The sequence below is a fragment of the Pandoraea bronchicola genome (assembly GCF_902459805.1).
GTDB lineage: Bacteria > Pseudomonadota > Gammaproteobacteria > Burkholderiales > Burkholderiaceae > Pandoraea > Pandoraea bronchicola.
Map to the genome: position 1 here is coordinate 25181 of NZ_CABPST010000020.1, position 18341 is coordinate 43521.

Sequence of the window (18341 nt, forward strand, 5' to 3'; positions counted from 1 at the left end):
CACTATGTGAAGGTGCAGTGGATTAAGCGGTCTCGCGCCGATGCCGGCCAATGCCGCCGTGATAGAGCGCGGGAGACGTCATGCCGAGTTTGTGAGCCATGATGACCAGATCCGCGAAGGAGCGTGCCTCCATCTTTCGCATGGCGTTGCCGCGATGGATTTTGACGGTGACTTCACTAATGCCCAGTTCGTCTGCGATGTGTTTGTTCATGCGCCCCGCCGCCACGAGCGCCATGACCTCTCGTTCGCGCTGGGAGAGCCGCTGCGCACGTTCGGCAACGTCGGTGCTGGCCCTCTCCCGCGCCAGACGCTGACGATCTTTCGCGAGCGCGACGCCTATGGCCTCGAGCAGGACGGCGTCGGGAAATGGCCGGGTCAGGAAATCGACCGCCCCCGCCTTCATGCCGCGCACGCTCGTCGCTACGTCGGCATGATCGGCGATGAAGACCACGGGGATCGGGTCCCGCCTCGCAATCAGCGCTTCCTGCAACGCCAGACCGCCGCCTGCCATGCCAAAATTCGCCGCCAGTACCAGACAAGCCGGCCCGGCGGCACGCTCGCACGCAACGAAGGACGCCGCACATGCAAATCCGCGTGCACACAGACCACCGGCCGAGAGCAGCGTGCAAAGCGCGTCGTTGTCGGCCACGTCGTCAACGGCGACATAAACACGCGCGGTACCGCAGTCCGAAAGCCCTTTCATACCGTTAGGCCGAGTCATGATTTGATGCCGCCGAGTATATGCCAGTCGCGAGTCGCAAGGCATGTCAAAAAAGCACGAACGTGCGCGCTATTTCCAATGGCAATCAGCGAAGCGCCCGCGCCAGCCATGGCCTAGCGGATACTAATACGAAGAGACGATAGTGGGTATCGTTAGGAAGGCATAGTCTATTGCGGGGTCGCCTGCGGTGCCTTCGCGATCCCACCTCATTCCCTCCGGAGCCTTCCATGTCGAACCCCAAGCTCGAAGTCCTTACGCCGCAGAACTGCCAGCTTATTTTCATCGACCATCAGCCGCAGATGGCTTTCGGCGTTCAGTCGATGGATCGTCAGGCACTCAAGAACAACACCGTGGGCCTGGCCAAGGCCGCGCGTATTTTCAACATTCCGACGACGATCACGACGGTGGAGTCCGAATCGTTCTCGGGCTTCACTTATCCGGAACTGCTCGACGTCTTCCCGAACCAGAAGCTGCTCGAGCGCACCTCGATGAATTCGTGGGACGACCAGAAGGTGCGCGACGCACTCGCGGCCAACGGCCGCAAGAAGGTCATCGTCGCCGGTCTGTGGACGGAAGTCTGTAACACCACCTTCGCCCTGTGCGCGATGCTCGAAGGCGGCTATGAGATTTACATGGTCGGCGACGCCTCGGGCGGCACGTCGAAGGAAGCTCACGACTATGCCATGCAGCGCATGGTGCAGGCCGGGGTCGTGCCCGTGACGTGGCAACAGGTGTTGCTCGAGTGGCAGCGCGACTGGGCGCACCGCGACACGTACGACGCGGTGATGAAACTCGTCAAGGAGCATTCGGGCGCGTATGGCATGGGCGTCGACTACGCCTACACGATGGTCCACAAGGCGGCGCAACGCACCGCAACACCGCACGAAGCCATTCCGGCCGTTCCGGCGAATCGTTGATCGGAGACTCGCCATGACCGCCCCCACGCCCGATCTCATTCTGGTCAACGGCAAGTTCACCACGCTCGACCGCGCCAATCCGCAGGCGGATGCCGTCGCGCTCACCGGCGGGACGTTCACCGCCGTGGGCACGCGCGACGACGTGATGCGTCTGGCCGGCAACGGTACCCAGGTCATCGACCTGCAGGGCCGCCGTGTCATCCCGGGACTGATCGACAGTCACATGCACATCATCCGGGGTGGCCTGAACTACAACATGGAGCTGCGCTGGGACGGCGTTCGTTCGCTGGCCGACGCCATGCGCATGTTGAAGGATCAGGTCGACCGAACGCCTGCGCCGCAGTGGGTTCGCGTGGTGGGCGGCTTCACCGAACATCAGTTCGCCGAGAAGCGTCTGCCGAGCATCGACGAACTGAACGCTGTCGCTCCCGACACGCCGGTGTTCATCCTGCACCTGTATGACCGCGCGATACTCAACGGCGCGGCCTTGCGCACCGTCGGCTACACCAAAGACACGCCCAACCCGCCCGGTGGCGAGATCGTGCGCGACGCATCGGGCAATCCGACCGGACTGCTGCTCGCCAAGCCGAACGCGACCATTCTCTACGCTACGCTCGCCAAAGGCCCGAAGCTGCCGCCGGAGTATCAGAAAAACTCGACGCGCCACTTCATGCGCGAGGTAAACCGTCTCGGCGTGACCGGTGTGATCGACGCGGGCGGCGGCTTCCAGAATTACCCCGAGGACTACAGCATCATCGAGGAACTGCACCGAGAAGGGCAGCTTACGGTGCGCCTCGCCTACAACCTGTTCACGCAAAAGCCCAAGGCCGAACTTGCGGATTTCAGCCAGTGGGTCAAGCAAGTGAGCCCCGGCCAGGGCGACGACGTCTATCGTCACAACGGTGCGGGCGAAATGCTCGTGTACACGGCCGCCGACTTCGAGGACTTCCGCGTCGAGCGCCCCGAGATGCCGCCGTCCATGGAAACCGATCTCGAGCCGGTCGTGCGGCTGCTGGCGGAGAACCGCTGGCCGTGGCGTCTGCATGCCACCTACGACGAGACCATCTCCCGTGCACTCGATGTCTATGAAAAGGTCGCCAAGGACGTGCCGTTCGACGGCCTGCACTGGTTCTTCGATCATGCCGAGACGATCAGCGATCGCAACATCGACCGTATCGCCGCACTCGGGGGCGGGATCGCCGTGCAGCATCGGATGGCATATCAGGGCGAGTACTTCGTGGAGCGCTACGGGGCGCGCGCTGCGGAAGCCACGCCACCCATCCGCCGCATGCTGGAACGCGGGGTAAAGGTCGGTGCAGGCACAGACGCGACGCGCGTCGCATCCTACAATCCGTGGGTCTCGCTTTACTGGCTCGTGACGGGCAAGACCGTGGGCGGGCTGCGCATGTCCGCACCGGGCAATCTGCTCGATCGCAACGACGCCCTGCGTCTGTGGACGGAGGCCAATACGTGGTTCTCGTCGGAAGTCGGCAAGAAGGGCCAGATCAAAGTCGGGCAACTGGCCGATCTTGCGGTGCTCTCTGCGGACTATTTCGGCGTGCCGGAAGACGAGATTCAGGACATCACGTCGGTGCTCACGCTGCTGGGAGGCAAGGTCGTCTATGGCGACGGCGACTTCGGCCGCTATGCGCCCGATATCCCCCCCGCCATGCCCGACTGGTCGCCCGCCCGTCATGGCGTGGGCTACAAATCGCGTCAGCCGCAAGTCCTGAACGTGAGTGCGAGTTGCGCGTGTGCCACGTCGTGCGGCGTGCACGGCCATGTGCACACGAAGGCGTGGATGTCCGGCGCTCCGGCGTCTGACGAAAGCGGATTCTGGGGTGCGCTCGGCTGTTCGTGCTGGGCGTTCTGATTACGGTCGCACCAGTCGAGGTGTGTCATGGCCACTGTCTTGCCGTCCTCCGATCCCTCGCCGCCCATCGGGCGTGAGGGAATTTCACTGCCGGGCTGGGCCTATTGGCTCGCTCTGCTGCTGTTGTGTAGTGCCTACTTGCAGGGCGGCATCGACAAGGCGCTGGATTTTCCCGCCGCGATCGCCGAGATGAATCACTTCGGACTGGCCCCTGCCGGACCCTTTGCGGCAGCGGTCATCGCGCTTGAGATCGGCGCGTCCATGCTCATCCTCACCGGACGGTGGCGATGGCTCGGTGCATTGGCGCTGGCGGCCTTCACCCTGGCGGCGTCGTTCATGGCCAACCGCTTCTGGGCCGCGCCGCCGGGCGAGCGCGTCATGCTGGCCAACGCCTTTTTCGAGCATCTCGGGCTGGTGGGCGGCTTTATCGCGGTGGCTTGGTACGACCTGAGATCGCGCGCTTCGCGGAGAACGTCATGAAGCTATATCTTGTCTCGCTTGGTGTCGGCGTGCTCGTCGGCATCCTCTATGGCGGTCTCGGTGTGCGCTCACCCGCGCCGCCTGCGGTCGCGCTCCTCGGGCTGCTCGGCATGCTGATCGGCGAGCAGGTCGTACCCCCGGTCAAGCGTCTGTTGGCAGGCGAGCCGGTCAATCTCGTCTGGTTCCATCGAGAGTGCGTGCCGAAGATCACCGGTCTTCCCGGGCCGGTGGCACAAACGACCAAGGAGGAAGGCGAGGCGGAGTCGCCCAAAGTCTGAGCGTCCGGCCAGGGGTGTCCCTCCGATCAGGCGACGGGACACGCCCAGCCGGGCGCAGCAAACCGCTTCGAATCGTTACGCGCCGATGCCATATTGGCGGATCAGACCCCGCACCCGATCCTTGTCCGCCTCGGGAATCCGGTCCAGTCCGATGTATTCCCAGAACTCCTCGGCGGCCGCCATTCCCTCTTCACCATCGGCGAGCAAGCATGCCAGCGCGTCCGCCCGGTAGCTCGCGGGTAGCACATCGATAGACAGGATCAACGCGTCCATCACACGCTGCCGCCGGCTGCCTTTGAAGAAGTGTTCCGTGATGTCGCTGACAAACCGGGACCATGCTTCGGATTGACTGCCGGCCCTGGCGGCAGCGGCCCATCTGCCGAGCAGGGCCATGTTCTGCTTCAATGGCTCACGGAAAAACGCAAAGTCTGCCGCCGGCCCGGGCTCAGAGCAAGCGTCCAGGTTCTTAACAGACACCAACGGAAGATGACCTGGCACGCCGCCATGTCGAATTCTCACCGCGTCGGCCGCAAATGGCGAGCGGAGCATGCCCGCCGCCCTGAGTTCGACCGTCTGAATGTCGGCGTTGAAACATGCATGCGGATCGCGTGCATGCTGATGCGCGACAGCATTGACCATCGGTGAAGTGTGAATCGTTGCGATGCCTGCGGGATTCATCGTCGACCTCCTTTGGTAGGGGAGATGGCATCCTGCCAGCGTGTTGACGCAGCGTTTTGCGATACCGGCAGCGGGCTTGCACTTTCGACGAATCCCCGGCTCGCGCCCGGTGTCATTTGGATGTTGCGAATCAAATGAAGGCCGAGTTACCTCCCGCCAGTAGTCCTCACATGGCACCGGCTCGATCGAGTCGGTCGAAATGCGGATGTCCGTGTGTGCCGGAGTGACGCCCTCTTCTTTCGCCCCCGAAATCACTTGGCAGTTCAACGCGAACCCGATCTCACTTGCGCTGATTCAGACACCGCTTTTTTGTCGTTCAGTTGCCTGAAAATAGGCGGCGCTGTTGACCGGGCCGGACTCGCCGAACATTCGACGCCTTTATGAAGGGAAGTCTTTCTCACTCACAAACAAAAGCACCAAATTACCGAATTCTTTGCTACGCTTTCGGCACTCGTGGCGGGATCGGCCATCGGCGCTGATTGGGTAAATGGGTCAACCCCAATAGCAACAACACAGCCCATACTGCGGAGCAACCGCAGATGTATAACAATAAGGAGAAAAAAAATGAGTCCAAAAAACAAAAAACTCATTCTCCTAGTGGCAAGAATCGCATTAAGAGTGTTCATCGCGCTCTTAATTTGTGCTCTTCTTACTAGTGATACCCCACTAGTCTAATTGGCCACTTAAAAAGCCACCCTTCACCGGGTGGCTTTTTTTACCCCCCCTTACCCCCCAAGGGGTTGTTACCGCACCAGGAACCCTGCGCCCACCGGATCCTTGCGATCGATGATCCAGCGTGCGGTGCCCAGAACGCTGGCCGTGCCCTTGACCGTCGGTCGCACCGCCCGCGTGCCGTTCAGATCCACTTCGCCAAGCAGACACCCTTCGAACGTTCCGCTGCCGAGCAAGCCTTCCGTCAGGATCGGCTGGTTCATCTTCAGTTGGCCGCGCGCTTCGAACATCGCCATCATCGCGCTGGTGCCCGTGCCGCCCGGCGAACGATCGAGCTGCCCGGCGCTGAACACGTGAACGTTCTTGTAGAACGCGCCTTCAATCGTCGGCGAATGCCAGAACGTCACGTAGTTCAGGTTGTTCACATGGGCTTGCGTCGGATGCTGGATGCGCATCTTCGCGTTGATCTGATCGCGCACCAGCAAGCCCAGACGCGACAGTTCGCTGCCATTCTCCGGCGAGATGCGCAGGTTGCAACTGCTGAGGTCGACGATACCGAAGTAGTTGCCGCCCCAGACGATATCCGCCTTGAGATCGCCATAGCCCGGCAGATGCACCGGAACGTCCTGCGCGGCGACGTAGGCGGGCACGTTCTCGAAGCGCGTCCATAGCACCTCGTCGCCTTCGGCGGCCACTTCCGCGACCACCAGACCTGCCGTCGTTTCGAAGCGAATGCGCGTGATGCCGTTCGGGCCGCGCGGTACGAAGCCGTGCGCAACCATCGCCATGGCCACTGCGATCGTACCGTGACCGCACATATGCGAGTACTCGGTACCGTCGATGTAGATCAGCCCCGCATCGAACTCCTTGCTCGACGGCGGCGTGAGGAACACGCCGAACATGTCGCGGTGGCCGCGCGGCTCACGCATGAGGGCCATGCGCAACCAGTCGTAGTTGGCTTCGAGGAAGGCACGCTTTTCCAGAATGGTGGACCCTGCCGGATACGGAATGCCGCTATGGATGATGCAAAGCGGCTCACCTTCGGTGTGGGTGTAGATAACGTCGAATGCGTCTTGCTTGCGCATAACAATGGCTCCAGGAGAGTCAGGTGAGGATTAGCTGCGGTCGGACAACATGTCGAGACCGATGGTGAGATCCAGGATCACGATCGCCACGACGGCTACCAGAATCGTCGCGCCGGACACCGCGGCGATTGTCGGGTCGATCGTGTACTGCACGTAGTTGAACAACTTGACCGGAATGGTGTTGAGATCAGCCGTCGTATTGAAGATCGAAAGCTCGACGTTGATCCATGACGAGATGAACGCGAAGATCGATCCGGTCACAATGCCCGGCCGAATACGCGGCAGGATGACGAGAAAGAACGTCGTCCAGGGGTTCGCGCCCAGATCGCTCGAGGCCTCCTCCAGCGCACGCTGCTCCGGGGTCATCATCGAGAGCACCGAGCGCAGCACGAACGGCGCGACGATGATGGTGTGACCGATCAGCAGCGACAGGAAGCTGCGCGTCAGACCGAAATACCCGCCAAACTGCAGCAGCGCGGCGCCGAGCACAATGTGCGGCAGTGTCAGCGGCGCCATCAAAATCGCCGTCAGCGTGCCCTTTCCGCGGAACTCGTATCGCGCCAGCACCAGCGATGCGGGCACCGTCAGCAAGAGCGACAACACCGTGGCGGTGAACGCCAGTGTCGTGCTCGTCGTAAAGGCGGACAGATAGCTCTGGTCGTGCAGCATCTGCCGGTACCAGCGCAACGTGATGCCCTGCGGCGGAAACGCCAGGAATTCAGTGCGGGTCAGCGAACTGCCGAGAATCACCACGAGCGGCAACATCAGGTAAGCGAGGACAGCCCATGCCACGAGGCGAACGGAAAAACGCGCAATCATCGGACACCTCCACGCACCACGCCGATGCGCCCGGCCAACGCGACCATCGCCAGCGTGAACACCAGCAACACGATGCTGAGCGCCCCCCCGTAATGGATGTCGAACGTCGAGCTGTATTGCTGGAAGATCAGCATCGACAGCACCGTCACACGTCCTCCCGAGAGCAGCGCCGGCGTGACGTAAGCGGAGACCGCCAGCGTGAAGACCATGATCGCGCCCGCGACGATGCCCGGCATCGTCAATGGCAACGTCACGTGAAAGAACGTCTCGTACGGTTTTGCGCCAAGATCGGCAGATGCCTGTTCGAGCGAGGTGTCCACGCGTGCCAGCGAATTGCCTGCCGCCAGCACGACAAACGGCAGCAGTACGTACACCATGCCGATAAGAATGCCGGTCTCCGTGCCGAGGAAGCGGATCGGGCGCTCGATCTGCCCGCTCGCCAACAGCGCCTCATTGATCAACCCGTTGCGCCCCAGCAGCACCATCCAGCCGAACGAGCGCACGATATTGCTCGTGAGCATGGGCACCACGAGCAGGATCACGCATGCCCGGCGCCACGCCTGCCAGCGCACGATGCGCACGAGATACCACGCGAGCGGATATCCGAGCAGCACGCAGAACACCGTGGTGAGGCACGCGATGCGAAAGGTGACGAGCGTGACGTCCCAGTGATAGTGATCGGCGAGCACTCGCGCGTAGTTGGCGAACGTCAGCGCCGACAACCCGATACCGTTTGCGGAGGTAAGGCTCGCCACCAGCACAACGGCCAGCGGCGCAAGGAAGAACGCGGCGAAGAACAGCAAAGGCACGCCTATCATCCAGACCGGCGCCAGTCGCAGCCGGTGCGTCCCCTCACCGTGTGCGGGAAGCGACAAGGTCGGGTTCATGCCGCGTCCCCGATCAGATGCACGTTCGCCGGATCGAAGCCCAGATGCACATCGGCACCGGTGCGCAGCGTCGCCGCAATACCACTCGTCGTGCGCGCAACGATACGGTGCGCGCCCACGTCGGCGTAGAGAAGGGCATGACTCCCGATGTCGACGATATCGGCGAGCACGCCTCGCATGCGGCATGCCAACGCCTCGGACGAGGTGTTGGCGGCATCTGCGACCACATGCAACTGTTCCGGACGTAGCACGGCAACACCGCGCGCCGGGGTATTCGACCGCACCTGCCATTGTGCTGGCGTTGCCATGTCGAGATGCAGCACCCCCTCGCGCACGTCGAACGCGATCATGTTGGCGTCGCCGATGAACTCGGTGACGAAGCGCGTTGCCGGACGGCGATAGATGTCGATACCCGTGCCCACTTGTTCGATACGGCCAGCATTCATGACGACAATGCGGTCCGCCATCGTCATCGCCTCCTCTTGGTCGTGAGTCACGAATACGAAGGCGATGCCGAGCCGCTCCTGCAAGTGCTTGAGTTCGAGTTGCATGCGCTTGCGCAACTTCATGTCGAGCGCAGAGAGCGGCTCGTCGAGCAGCAACAGCTTGGGACGATTGACAATGGCGCGCGCCAGTGCAACACGTTGCTGCTGTCCGCCCGAAAGTTCACGCGGATAACGCTCGCCGAAGCTCTCGAGCCCGACCATCGCCAGCGCTTCTCGCGAGCGCTTGAGCGCTTCGTCACGCGCTACGCCCTGACGGCGAGGTCCGTAGGCGACGTTCTCGAGCACACGCATGTGAGGGAACAACGCGTACTGCTGGAAGACAGTGTTGAGCGGACGGCGATACGGCGGCAGTTGTGTGACGTCGTCACCTTCGATCGCGATGCGGCCACTGTCGGGCACCTGGAAACCGGCGATGGCGCGCAGCAGGGTTGTCTTGCCGCAACCGCTCGGGCCGAGCAGGGCGATGAACTCGCCCTGCCGCACGTCGAGACTGATACGGTCGAGCGCCTGATAACTGCCAAAGCGCTTGGATACCGCGTCGAGAGATAGCAATGCTGTCATGGCACGACCTTCCTTACTTCTTCGCGGACACCTGACGGTTCCAGGCCGACGTGATCTCCGCGCGACGCGCGTTGATCATGCTCCAGTCGAACAGCTTCAGACTGTCTACCGATCCATTGACGCCCCAGGGCAACTTGCGAGCGACGTCGGGCGGCACCTTCACGCCGGCAACGGCCGGGCCGAGATACAGCTTCGATGCCAGGCATGACGCCGCCTCGGGGGTGAGCGCCGTGTTGATGAACTTCTCTGCCGCTGCCTTGTTGCGTGAGCCCTTGACCAGATGCAGGCGCGCATCTGTGGCCCACACACCCTCCTTCGGCACCACGAATCCGATCGGCACGCCCTTGTCGATCAGGTCCCATGCGCCGACATTGAAGTGCGCACCGATGATCGCTTCGCCGCTCTGGAAGGCGTTTGTCGCGGCACCCGAGCTGTCGTAGAAGAGAGACGCGTCGAGCGAGGCCAGCTTGCTGTACACCGGGCCGAGGTTGGACGGGTCGATACCCCACACATGGGCGAGAAACACCACGAACGGAACGCCTGCGGAGTTCGACGGCGACGGCACTGTCACGGCGCCCGCGTACTCGGGATTCCAGAGGTCTTTCCAGCTTGTGGGCGGCGTCTTGACCGACTTCGTGTTGTAGGTCAGACCCAGCGAGTAGTAGCCGGAACTCACCGCATAGGTGGTGTTGCCATTGCGATAGACGCCCTTCGCATTGACATTCTTCAGATTCGGAATGCCCGCGGCATCGAGGTTGTCGAGCACGCCAGCATCAAACGCCATTTCGCTGATACCGCCGTCGAGCCAGGCAACGTCGATCGTCGGCGAATTTTTTTGCTGTTGCAGCTTCGCGAGCGTTGTGGTCGAAGTGCCGATTTCGGGCGTGACGGCGATGCCGGTCGCCTTCGTGAAAGGCTCGGCGACGCACGCCTTGAAGGCGTCGCCCCAGTTACCGCCATACATGGCGACTGTAATGCGCGAAGACTGCGCAGCCGCCTGAAAAGCAGACATTGACGCGGTTGTCGCAATCGCCATGGCGATTACCGACTTCCGTAAGGTGTTGCGGCTGCAGAAGTTCATGTCATCCCCCGAAGGAAGGTGTGGCCAGTCATTCCGAGTCTTGCACGCATTACGAGCATCTTGTGCGGTCCGTGCGAATGCCATGCTCACGTAGATGTAGCGCGCCACACATCGGATACCGCTGAGTTGCATCGTAGCGAGCAAGGGTTGTCGCCAGCTTGCAAGCATCGGTCAAAAACTTGTATAACCGCGACATGCAAAGCCGTCATATCTACGGCAAGACGACTGAACAGGAAACGTCGAAAAAAATGAAGCGAGCGTCGGCAGCACCCAACTTGCTGGCGCCGGATGTCTCGCCGATCAGCGACGATGCCGGCGACGCGGCACATGAGAGCGCCGGACCTCTCGCAAAGGCCAAGCTCTCGATCGGTCTCGTCTTGCTTCATCAGTTCACACTGGCCGCGTTCGCGGGCCTGGTCGATGTTCTGCGTCTGGCCGCCGATCACGGGGGACGCAGCCGCCAGATCGACGTTCACTGGCGCGTGATGAGCATGGACGGGCTGCCGCGTGAGTCGAGTGCCGGTGTTGCCGTGAATGTCGACGGGGCGTTGCCTGACGATCCGTCGGGCTTTGACTACATCGCCATGTGTGGCGGCAACGACTACCCGAACACGCACCTGCCGCCGCAATTACGCGATTGGCTTCAGCTTGCCAGTGCGCGACATGTGCGCATGCTTGGCATCTGTACGGGCACGTTCACGCTTGCTCAAGCCGGGCTCGCAGGCTCACGCACTGTGTGCGTGCATTGGAATGTGCTGGATGCCTTCCGCGCTCGCTTTGCGCAGACGAAGGCGGTCGTCGATCATCTTTTCGTCGATGAGGGGGATCTGATTACGTGTGCCGGATCGACGGCAGCGATTGATCTCGGGCTTTACCTTGTAACGCGCCACTGTGGTCAGGCCAAGGCGCAACAGGTGGTGCGCCATATGATGCTGCAGGGCATCCGTCCCGCGAAGCTGCCGCAGGCGCACTTTTATGCGGACCTCTCGCATATTTCGGATATTCGGGTGCGACAGGCCGCGCACTTTATTGAGCAACGCATTGACAATCCGCCGACGCTGGACGCCATCGCCCGTTATGTGAATGTTGGACGGCGGCAACTGGAAAGAGCCTTCCACGAGGCGCTCGGTGTTTCACCGATGTCGTTTCTGCGCAGCATGCGGCTGGATTACGGGCGGTGGCAGTTGCGCCACGATACGAGGAGCATTACCGATATTGCTCTCGAGTGCGGGTTTTCCGACGGTGCGCATTTCTCCCGTGATTTTCGTGCGCGGTATGGCGTTTCGCCGCGAGAGTTCCGCCGGCAGATCGGGGCAGAGGGTGCGCGGGTGGACGCGGATGCCGACCGACGAGTGCGCAGAACGGATCGTGCGCGGCGGCGAGCGATGGCCCGTCATTGAGTGGAGGTGCCGGATTGGCGCGCGAGGTGTATCGCGATGCGCTCAGGTTGCCGTGACCGGCGCCTCTACGGCGAGCTCTTATATCATGCAGGACGCGTCGTGACGGCAGCCAGAGCGCCGACGAACCTGTCCAACTCCGCTTCTAGCATGTAGATATGCGGGGACACGCGCAGTCCTTCAATGTGCGCGATTCGTCTGTACTTGACGTGAATCTGGTATTCACTTCGAAGTCTGGCTTCGATGCCCTTTGCATCATGGTTAGCAATGGAGAATAGGCTAACACCGCTTAGCTCAGGCGCATCGATCGGCGTATGCAATCTGAACCCTTTGATGCTGGCGGCTGCTGAAATCCAATATTTCGTGAGCGTTTGCAACCTCGCCTGAATCCTCGCCGTGCCGATACTCTGGTGAAACCGTAGCGCAGGCAAAATTCCCGCTTGTATAGCGCAGTTGTAGGTGCCGAGATTCCATTGGTCGAACTTGGCAATGCCCTCTGGCTTGTCATCGAAAGGCGCCAGCAGTGGCCACGTTTCGTCGATACGCTCCTGTTTCACGATAAGCATGCCGTTTCCCACTGGCGCACCCAGCCATTTGTGAAGGCTAGTCGCGAAGAAGTCGCATCCGATTTCCCGGAAGCTGACTGGCATCTGAGCAAAACTCTGAGCCCCATCCACGATGGTGATGATGCCAGCGGACGCCGCAATGGCGCATAGGCGTTGGACCGGCAACACTCGTCCTGTCCAATGGATCATATGAGTGAGTTGTATCGCGCGTGTCTTCGGTGATATCGCCTGCCGATAAGCCGCGATGATCTCCTCGTCATCGTCCATCAGATCAAATTTGACGGTGGTGACCTCAATCCCTTCTCTAGCTTTGCGCTGCGCCCATGCGGCTCGCACGCTCGGGTAGTCCCAGTCTGCAATCAGCACTTCGTCATTTCGCTTTAACGCAATGCCGAAGATCGCGTTGGCCAGCCCCTCGGATGCATTTCGGTTAAGTGCGATTTCCTCGGGGGCGCAGTCGATGAGCGATGCAAGCTGGCGCTTCACGTCCGGAAGGTTTGCATCAAGCTGCTCCCACATGTTGACATCCGGAAGACTCCCGACAAAGCGAAACGCCCTGACGACGGCATCTTCGACCGGGAGAGGCGTCGGACTGACAGCGGCATTATTCAGGTTGAGCAGCGGCCGTTGCTCCGGATATTGGCGTCTGACGTTTTGCCAGAACACCTCCGACTCCGCTGACGGATTTGCCTCCTGTTCTTGCTTCATACGACATCCTCTTGTCTTGAATTTCACAAACGCCTTGGAGACCGGACGCCTTGATTTCACTTCTTCCTAGCGTACGAGATCACAATGAATCTGCAAGCTCTCCGTCTCATTATCGTGAATCCGAAAGCCGTTCTTTGTTAGCGAAGACTGAATGACGCTCAGGGACGACAAGTATCTTTGCACACGTCGCTGCTGCCAGCTTGGCGGAGTGAAGACGCCCAGTGGAAGCATACGGATACGACGCCCCTTCAGGCGGAACGAAACGTCGATGTGCGTGCCATCCACATCATGGCCGTTGCTTCCGAAGATATCGGCGATCTCACGTTGTCTGTCGGGATAGAGCCGGCGAAACACACCAATGCCTAATGCACGAAATTTCGTCCTTGCGAAGCCAAGATGGGACGCCCTGCGTTCGTAGCCACGCGTCAGTATCAACGCAAGTTCTGATGGCAGTTGCGTCTGGATATATTGCAATTGACTCAGAGCGACGGCGTCCACGCGCACTTGCCGTGCGGGCCATCGGGGACGAACCTGTATGCCATCATGGGTACCGCGTCTCAAGGTCACTAGCTTTGCCATGGATACTCCAACTGGAGTGCGACGAGATCGGCCGTTTCAGGCCCATAGCGTTGCGAGATTGCCGTTAGCGCAGCGTCCAGGCGCTTAACCGGCGGTGTTCCAGTATCAATTTGAATCAGAAAATCTGAATGTCGCGCGTCTTCGGGTGCAACCGTGCGCAGCACCAGCCCGTGAGACGTCGTAACCGAGGTGCGTTGTGCGAGCGCAATTACGCTTGAGCGGAAGGTCCGCCCCCAGGGATCGGCCGTCAGGGCGAGCGCCAAACTGCTCACCCCGTCGTCTACCTGAATGCCGATTGTCTCGTGACGCCATAATGCCAACGTGTTCTTAGCCACGCGCCACAAACGCGCGGCGTTCAAATGATACTTCCCGCTGTCATGCGATGGGCTGTAGTCAGAAACACCGAGCTGGTTCGCTAACGCCTGAGCGGATTGGCGACCGCCTATGGCCTCTACCAACAGCAAAGACACCGGAATAGACGCGGTTACCCCCGTCGTTGTCACAACGCTGCCATCGACGACATAGCGACGATTTGGAATCCATTGCATTGCGGGATATGTCTTTCGCAAATCATCGATGGCGTACCAATGCGTTGTCGCATTTTTGCCATTGAGCAGCCCAGCTCGCCCGAGTACCTTTGCGCCCTCGCAGATGCCGGCAACGATGGCGCGCGAGGCCGCCTGTCGCACAATCCATTCGATAATCGGGCCACCGCGCTCGTCGTGATGCATTGCGGGCACAATGACATAATCGGCACCGCCCGGATACCTGCGGTCAAACTCGCTCAGGGTCATTTGCGATGCAATCGTCAGCGCCGGCATCAGGACGATATCGGCGTCTTGCGGCGCAACGACGACGACGTCGACTACGCCGGACTGAACCAGAATGGCGTGCGGAATCAACAGATCGGTTGTCTCCGTGCCCCGGTTGTCGGCCACAATCGCCACTAACGGACGGCTTCGCTTCGGCGGGCGCAGTGCTTGCGCCAAAGGGTCGCAGCCGTCGATCGGTTGTCGAGGCCTTGCGTTAACCGAGGGAAGTGCGAATGCTGCCATAGTTACGCCTGTGCACGCCAGTTCGTGCAAGAATTGCCGTCGTTTCACGTCGCCGATCCCATTTCGCCTTTGAATGCGTCGAGCGTAAGCCAACGGCACATGACTGACTATGACAGAGAGTTCGGATTTCCTGCCAACCGGAAGACAAAAGCGACTGCCACGACAACTCGTTCTGGTGGTGTTCGATGGGACGGACCCACTGGATCTGATCGGGCCGATCAGCGTTTTCTCACGGGCAGAGGCTCGTCGTCCCGGCAGTTACACGATTCGCGTCGGGTCGGTGGAAAAGGTCACACTAGGCACGCCATCCCCATTGACCATTGGCGGCATTGAGCCCTTGTCCGATATCGCGGGGGCCATCGACACCATACTCGTGACAGGCGGAACCGAGCCGGCCATTCGCCGGGCGGCAACGGATGATCGACTGATCAAGTGGCTTGTCGAGAAAGCCGGCACGGCCCGGCGGGTGGGCAGTATTTGTACCGGAGCGTTTGTGCTGGGCGCGGCTGGCTTGATCGACGGTCGCAAGGTGACGACCCACTGGGCAGCGGTGGATATTCTCAAGGCGCACTTTCCACGCGCCGATGTCGATGCCGACGCGATTTATCGGGTGGACGGGCAGCTGTGCACGTCGGCGGGCGTGAGTGCCGGCATTGATCTGGCGCTGGCGTTGGTGGCGGCGGATATCGGCCACAGCGTTGCGGTGGAAATCGCGCGGGAGCTCGTGCTGTTTCTGCATCGTCCCGGCGGGCAGCGGCAGTTCAGCGCGACGTTGGCTGCTCAAACCACCGCTGGGGAGCAATTCAGCGAGTTGCTGGCCTGGATTCTGGATAATCCTTGCGCGGATTTGCGCGTTCCTGCCCTTGCCGAAAGAGTTGCGATGAGCCCGCGAAATTTCGCCCGGCGGTTCTTGCAGACAGTCGGCGTGACACCTGCACGATACGTGTTGCAAACACGTCTTGATCAGGCCTGCCACTACCTGGAAACGACGGAATGGACAGTCGCACGTGTGGCTGACCGAAGTGGTTTGCAAACGGCCGACATGCTGCATCGCGTCTTTCGCCAGTCTCTCGGGGTCACCCCGCTGGAATATCGGGACAGATTTTCCTCCCGTGGCATCGAGGAACAGCGATCTTCTTAGCTCCCCTGCCGCCACGGAGGTCAATGCGCTGTCGAGACGCTATGCGTTGGCAGCGCCAGTGTGACGGCGGCCCGGTGTCAACCGCAAGGCGCGGAACAGGCCGTGCGTATCAATCCACTGCGCATACGCAACGTACTCGGGATCGCTTGACAGATGACGCTCCTCCGTCCGCGCGCGCATGGCGTACACGGCATTGACGCCAAGCAGGAGCAAGCAGTGACGCAGAATCTCACCGGCGGGCGCATTTGCGACGAAAGGCACTGAAATCAGCCACCACGACAGATTCTTGGCTATGTAGGCGGGGTGCTTCGTCCAGCGGTAGGGGCCGTTGGTAATGATGCCGCGATGGGTGAGGTTCGAGAAGCGCGCGCCGAAGCTGACGGTCGCCCAGACGTAAATGCCGGTGAGCAGCAGGATGGCGCAGCCCCAGATTCCGTAGAGCAACGGCTTGTCCCACAACCAGGCGCCCCACGGGAAGCCCGTGCTGTAGGCGAGATACTGGCGACCGAACAAGGACCAGAATGGTTCGTAGCAGACCAGCGCCACAGCCCACCCCAGCATCGTCGGCTCCGCCGAGCGCAAATGGGTGTCCGCAATGCGCAACGCCAGAAGGTAGCCCATTACCACCAGACCCACATCGATGAAATAGCATAAGGCGTACAGCAGATCGAACCATGCCTTGAAACCGCTGAGCTTGGTGACGTCGGTGCTCAGGAAGTGGTGAAGGTCGTTGCACATGTAGGTGAACATCAGGGGCAGGAAAAACCCCTTCACCAGCCAGCCGAGCAGATGCTGGCCGACAATGCGCCAGTTGACCTGCCCCCACTGCATCGTGACCACTCGACCAAGATGCCAATAGCCGTCAAGCGGTCGGGCCATCTTGCGATCAACGAAATAGATATACGGCAGTGCGATCACCAACCACGGTGGCACGACCAGCGACAGCATCCTGTAGTAGTTGTCGTAGAAGTCGCCGTGGTACTCAGGGAATAACCAGTACAACAGCGCAACGAAACCCAGGCTTCCCAACAAGCCGGCGAACTTGAACAGGCTGCGCGACCACGACGGGCTATTCCGGCTCAAAGTCATCCCGGTCGATGCACGCCGATGGACCTTCTGCCAAAGAAGGTCCGTCAGCAGCACGGCCGCTGACGTCATGCCGATCATGAACAATGCGGACGTCACCACATCGTCCCCGAAGGGACGGTCGACGCGCAGAATCGTCAGGGAAAGCAGAAACGCCACCAGGCCTGCGAAGCCGACAGCGCCGTGCGTTGCCGAGCGAGGGCGCGTCACTTCCGGCGCGTGCTTTCCTGTTGCCGTGGTGTCGGCCTGGCGCCCTTGCTGCACTGCTTCGTTTTCCATTACGTCCCTTCTCGCTTACTGATTTCGCTCAACGATCACGAGCGGCACGCGAACACCGCCCGACGTCATCATCGCCTGCAACGGCAGGGCTCCCGCAGGAACCGATGTCGCCGTAAATGCTCGCGATTGCGGCTCGAACTTCAACCACGATGGCAAGGGTTGGCCGTTTGCCAGCGTCACGGTTGTCGTAGCGTCCGTGGCGCCAGGAACCGCCTTTTCGGGCAACGCGAAACGGAAATGGCTGCCCGGCCGCGCCATTGCCTTTGGCACCGACACCGCGATGAGATCGGACGGGCTACCGGACGCCTTCAGGCTCACTGTCACCGTGATGCCGTTAGGGTCGTCGACCGCACCGCTCGACGAACCGCCGTTGCCAGAGGACGAACCGCCGCTCGATGAAGAGCCCGACTCGTTATCCTTGCCGCCACTCGAACCGCTGCTCGACGATCCGCCGTTGCTTGAGGACGAACCACTGCCCGATGACGAGCCCGAGTCGGAATCCTTGCCGCCGCTCGAACCACTGCCCGACGAGGAGCCCGAGTCGGAATCCTTGCCACCGCTCGAACCGCTGCTCGACGAACCGCCGTTGCTCGAGGACGAGCCACTGCCCGATGACGATCCCGAATCGGAATCCTTGCCGCCACTCGAACCGCTGCTCGACGATCCGCCGTTGCTCGAGGACGAACCACTGCTCGATGAGGAGCCCGAGTCGGGATCCTTCCCGCCGCTCGAACCGCTGCTCGACGATCCACCGTTGCCGGAGGATGAGCCACTGCCCGATGACGAGCCCGAGTCGGAGTCCTTGCCACCGCTCGAACCACTGCTCGACGATCCGCCATTACTCGAGGACGAGCCACTGCCCGATGAAGAGCCCGACTCGTTATCCTTGCCGCCGCTCGAACCGCTGCTCGACGAACCACCGTTGCCGGAGGATGAGCCACTGCCCGACGACGAGCCCGAGTCGGAATCCTT

General features: G+C 61.1%; 19 protein-coding genes. 7 read left to right on the forward strand and 12 right to left on the reverse strand.

The window, feature by feature from the left end; all coding sequences use genetic code 11:
- Positions 1-22: 22 nt before the first annotated feature.
- The gene (locus PBR20603_RS23435) at positions 23-721 is read right to left on the reverse strand and encodes a response regulator transcription factor (RefSeq protein WP_217425999.1); all 699 of its coding nucleotides are present in this window, start codon (positions 719-721) and stop codon (positions 23-25) included.
- A gap of 227 nt (positions 722-948) precedes the next feature.
- Between PBR20603_RS23435 and PBR20603_RS23440 the strand changes: the two genes are divergently transcribed.
- From PBR20603_RS23440 to PBR20603_RS23455, 4 genes are read left to right on the forward strand one after another with little or no spacing between them, the layout of a single operon-like run.
- Positions 949-1638: a hydrolase gene (locus tag PBR20603_RS23440; protein ID WP_150561855.1), complete on the forward strand. Its 690-nt coding sequence runs from the start codon at positions 949-951 to the stop codon at positions 1636-1638.
- A 13-nt stretch (positions 1639-1651) separates the two neighbouring features.
- Positions 1652-3511, forward strand: a complete 1860-nt coding sequence (locus PBR20603_RS23445) for an amidohydrolase (protein ID WP_150561856.1) — start codon at positions 1652-1654, stop codon at positions 3509-3511.
- 27 nt (positions 3512-3538) lie between these two features.
- Entirely contained in the window at positions 3539-3991 is a 453-nt protein-coding gene (locus PBR20603_RS23450; protein ID WP_150561857.1) for a DoxX family protein, read from the forward strand.
- Positions 3988-4269, forward strand: coding sequence for a DUF1427 family protein (locus PBR20603_RS23455; RefSeq protein WP_150561858.1), 282 nt, complete (start codon positions 3988-3990; stop codon positions 4267-4269). Before PBR20603_RS23450 ends, PBR20603_RS23455 begins: the two co-directional genes overlap by 4 nt.
- A 75-nt stretch (positions 4270-4344) precedes the next feature.
- On the opposite strand, the gene PBR20603_RS23460 is transcribed toward PBR20603_RS23455, so the two are convergent.
- The 6 genes from PBR20603_RS23460 to PBR20603_RS23485 form a co-directional block, all read right to left on the reverse strand.
- Positions 4345-4947 (reverse strand): hypothetical protein, encoded by a 603-nt coding sequence (locus tag PBR20603_RS23460; RefSeq protein WP_150561859.1) that lies wholly within the window; start codon positions 4945-4947, stop codon positions 4345-4347.
- A 743-nt stretch (positions 4948-5690) separates the two neighbouring features.
- Positions 5691-6704: a proline racemase family protein gene (locus tag PBR20603_RS23465; protein ID WP_150561860.1), complete on the reverse strand. Its 1014-nt coding sequence runs from the start codon at positions 6702-6704 to the stop codon at positions 5691-5693.
- Between the two features lie 30 nt (positions 6705-6734).
- Positions 6735-7523 carry an ABC transporter permease gene (locus PBR20603_RS23470; RefSeq protein ID WP_150561861.1) on the reverse strand — a complete coding sequence of 263 codons (789 nt, stop codon included), beginning with the start codon at positions 7521-7523 and terminating at the stop codon, positions 6735-6737.
- Positions 7520-8410 (reverse strand): ABC transporter permease, encoded by an 891-nt coding sequence (locus tag PBR20603_RS23475; RefSeq protein ID WP_150561862.1) that lies wholly within the window; start codon positions 8408-8410, stop codon positions 7520-7522. Before PBR20603_RS23475 ends, PBR20603_RS23470 begins: the two co-directional genes overlap by 4 nt.
- Positions 8407-9477 (reverse strand): ABC transporter ATP-binding protein, encoded by a 1071-nt coding sequence (locus PBR20603_RS23480; RefSeq protein WP_150561863.1) that lies wholly within the window; start codon positions 9475-9477, stop codon positions 8407-8409. Before PBR20603_RS23480 ends, PBR20603_RS23475 begins: the two co-directional genes overlap by 4 nt.
- A gap of 13 nt (positions 9478-9490) precedes the next feature.
- Positions 9491-10489 carry an ABC transporter substrate-binding protein gene (locus PBR20603_RS23485; protein WP_246174962.1) on the reverse strand — a complete coding sequence of 333 codons (999 nt, stop codon included), beginning with the start codon at positions 10487-10489 and terminating at the stop codon, positions 9491-9493.
- 317 nt (positions 10490-10806) lie between these two features.
- On the opposite strand from PBR20603_RS23485, the gene PBR20603_RS23490 reads away from it, so the two are divergent.
- Positions 10807-11958: a GlxA family transcriptional regulator gene (locus PBR20603_RS23490; RefSeq protein WP_150561865.1), complete on the forward strand. Its 1152-nt coding sequence runs from the start codon at positions 10807-10809 to the stop codon at positions 11956-11958.
- An 83-nt stretch (positions 11959-12041) separates the two neighbouring features.
- On the opposite strand, the gene PBR20603_RS23495 is transcribed toward PBR20603_RS23490, so the two are convergent.
- From PBR20603_RS23495 to PBR20603_RS23505, 3 genes are all read right to left on the reverse strand, one after another.
- Positions 12042-13229 (reverse strand): aminotransferase class V-fold PLP-dependent enzyme, encoded by a 1188-nt coding sequence (locus PBR20603_RS23495; RefSeq protein WP_150561866.1) that lies wholly within the window; start codon positions 13227-13229, stop codon positions 12042-12044.
- A gap of 66 nt (positions 13230-13295) precedes the next feature.
- Positions 13296-13808 carry a hypothetical protein gene (locus PBR20603_RS23500; RefSeq protein ID WP_150561867.1) on the reverse strand — a complete coding sequence of 171 codons (513 nt, stop codon included), beginning with the start codon at positions 13806-13808 and terminating at the stop codon, positions 13296-13298.
- Positions 13796-14863, reverse strand: a complete 1068-nt coding sequence (locus PBR20603_RS23505; protein WP_150561868.1) for a DJ-1/PfpI family protein — start codon at positions 14861-14863, stop codon at positions 13796-13798. The genes PBR20603_RS23500 and PBR20603_RS23505 overlap by 13 nt, the downstream gene beginning before the upstream one ends.
- Positions 14864-14972: 109 nt before the next feature.
- Here PBR20603_RS23505 and PBR20603_RS23510 point away from each other — a divergent pair, with 109 nt between their 5' ends.
- Positions 14973-16004 (forward strand): GlxA family transcriptional regulator, encoded by a 1032-nt coding sequence (locus PBR20603_RS23510; protein ID WP_150561869.1) that lies wholly within the window; start codon positions 14973-14975, stop codon positions 16002-16004.
- A gap of 39 nt (positions 16005-16043) precedes the next feature.
- On the opposite strand, the gene PBR20603_RS23515 is transcribed toward PBR20603_RS23510, so the two are convergent.
- Both PBR20603_RS23515 and PBR20603_RS23520 read right to left on the reverse strand, forming a co-directional pair.
- Positions 16044-17369, reverse strand: a complete 1326-nt coding sequence (locus PBR20603_RS23515) for a methyltransferase family protein (RefSeq protein WP_150561870.1) — start codon at positions 17367-17369, stop codon at positions 16044-16046.
- 15 nt (positions 17370-17384) lie between these two features.
- Positions 17385-17693 carry a hypothetical protein gene (locus tag PBR20603_RS23520; RefSeq protein ID WP_150561871.1) on the reverse strand — a complete coding sequence of 103 codons (309 nt, stop codon included), beginning with the start codon at positions 17691-17693 and terminating at the stop codon, positions 17385-17387.
- 1 nt (position 17694) lies between these two features.
- Here PBR20603_RS23520 and PBR20603_RS23525 point away from each other — a divergent pair.
- The coding region (locus PBR20603_RS23525) for a hypothetical protein (RefSeq protein ID WP_217426001.1) at positions 17695-18341 on the forward strand (647 nt) is incomplete at its 3' end.

Coding starts and splice junctions, on each gene's coding strand:
- PBR20603_RS23515 (WP_150561870.1), bottom strand. CDS start 17,369: ATGGAAAACGAAGCAGTGCAGCAAGGGCGCCAGGCCGACACCACGGCA.
- PBR20603_RS23455 (WP_150561858.1), top strand. CDS start 3,988: ATGAAGCTATATCTTGTCTCGCTTGGTGTCGGCGTGCTCGTCGGCATC.
- PBR20603_RS23440 (WP_150561855.1), top strand. CDS start 949: ATGTCGAACCCCAAGCTCGAAGTCCTTACGCCGCAGAACTGCCAGCTT.
- PBR20603_RS23435 (WP_217425999.1), bottom strand. CDS start 721: ATGACTCGGCCTAACGGTATGAAAGGGCTTTCGGACTGCGGTACCGCG.
- PBR20603_RS23495 (WP_150561866.1), bottom strand. CDS start 13,229: ATGAAGCAAGAACAGGAGGCAAATCCGTCAGCGGAGTCGGAGGTGTTC.
- PBR20603_RS23490 (WP_150561865.1), top strand. CDS start 10,807: ATGAAGCGAGCGTCGGCAGCACCCAACTTGCTGGCGCCGGATGTCTCG.
- PBR20603_RS23480 (WP_150561863.1), bottom strand. CDS start 9,477: ATGACAGCATTGCTATCTCTCGACGCGGTATCCAAGCGCTTTGGCAGT.
- PBR20603_RS23470 (WP_150561861.1), bottom strand. CDS start 7,523: ATGATTGCGCGTTTTTCCGTTCGCCTCGTGGCATGGGCTGTCCTCGCT.
- PBR20603_RS23445 (WP_150561856.1), top strand. CDS start 1,652: ATGACCGCCCCCACGCCCGATCTCATTCTGGTCAACGGCAAGTTCACC.
- PBR20603_RS23505 (WP_150561868.1), bottom strand. CDS start 14,863: ATGGCAGCATTCGCACTTCCCTCGGTTAACGCAAGGCCTCGACAACCG.
- PBR20603_RS23475 (WP_150561862.1), bottom strand. CDS start 8,410: ATGAACCCGACCTTGTCGCTTCCCGCACACGGTGAGGGGACGCACCGG.
- PBR20603_RS23510 (WP_150561869.1), top strand. CDS start 14,973: ATGACAGAGAGTTCGGATTTCCTGCCAACCGGAAGACAAAAGCGACTG.
- PBR20603_RS23460 (WP_150561859.1), bottom strand. CDS start 4,947: ATGAATCCCGCAGGCATCGCAACGATTCACACTTCACCGATGGTCAAT.
- PBR20603_RS23485 (WP_246174962.1), bottom strand. CDS start 10,489: ATGTCTGCTTTTCAGGCGGCTGCGCAGTCTTCGCGCATTACAGTCGCC.
- PBR20603_RS23465 (WP_150561860.1), bottom strand. CDS start 6,704: ATGCGCAAGCAAGACGCATTCGACGTTATCTACACCCACACCGAAGGT.
- PBR20603_RS23500 (WP_150561867.1), bottom strand. CDS start 13,808: ATGGCAAAGCTAGTGACCTTGAGACGCGGTACCCATGATGGCATACAG.
- PBR20603_RS23450 (WP_150561857.1), top strand. CDS start 3,539: ATGGCCACTGTCTTGCCGTCCTCCGATCCCTCGCCGCCCATCGGGCGT.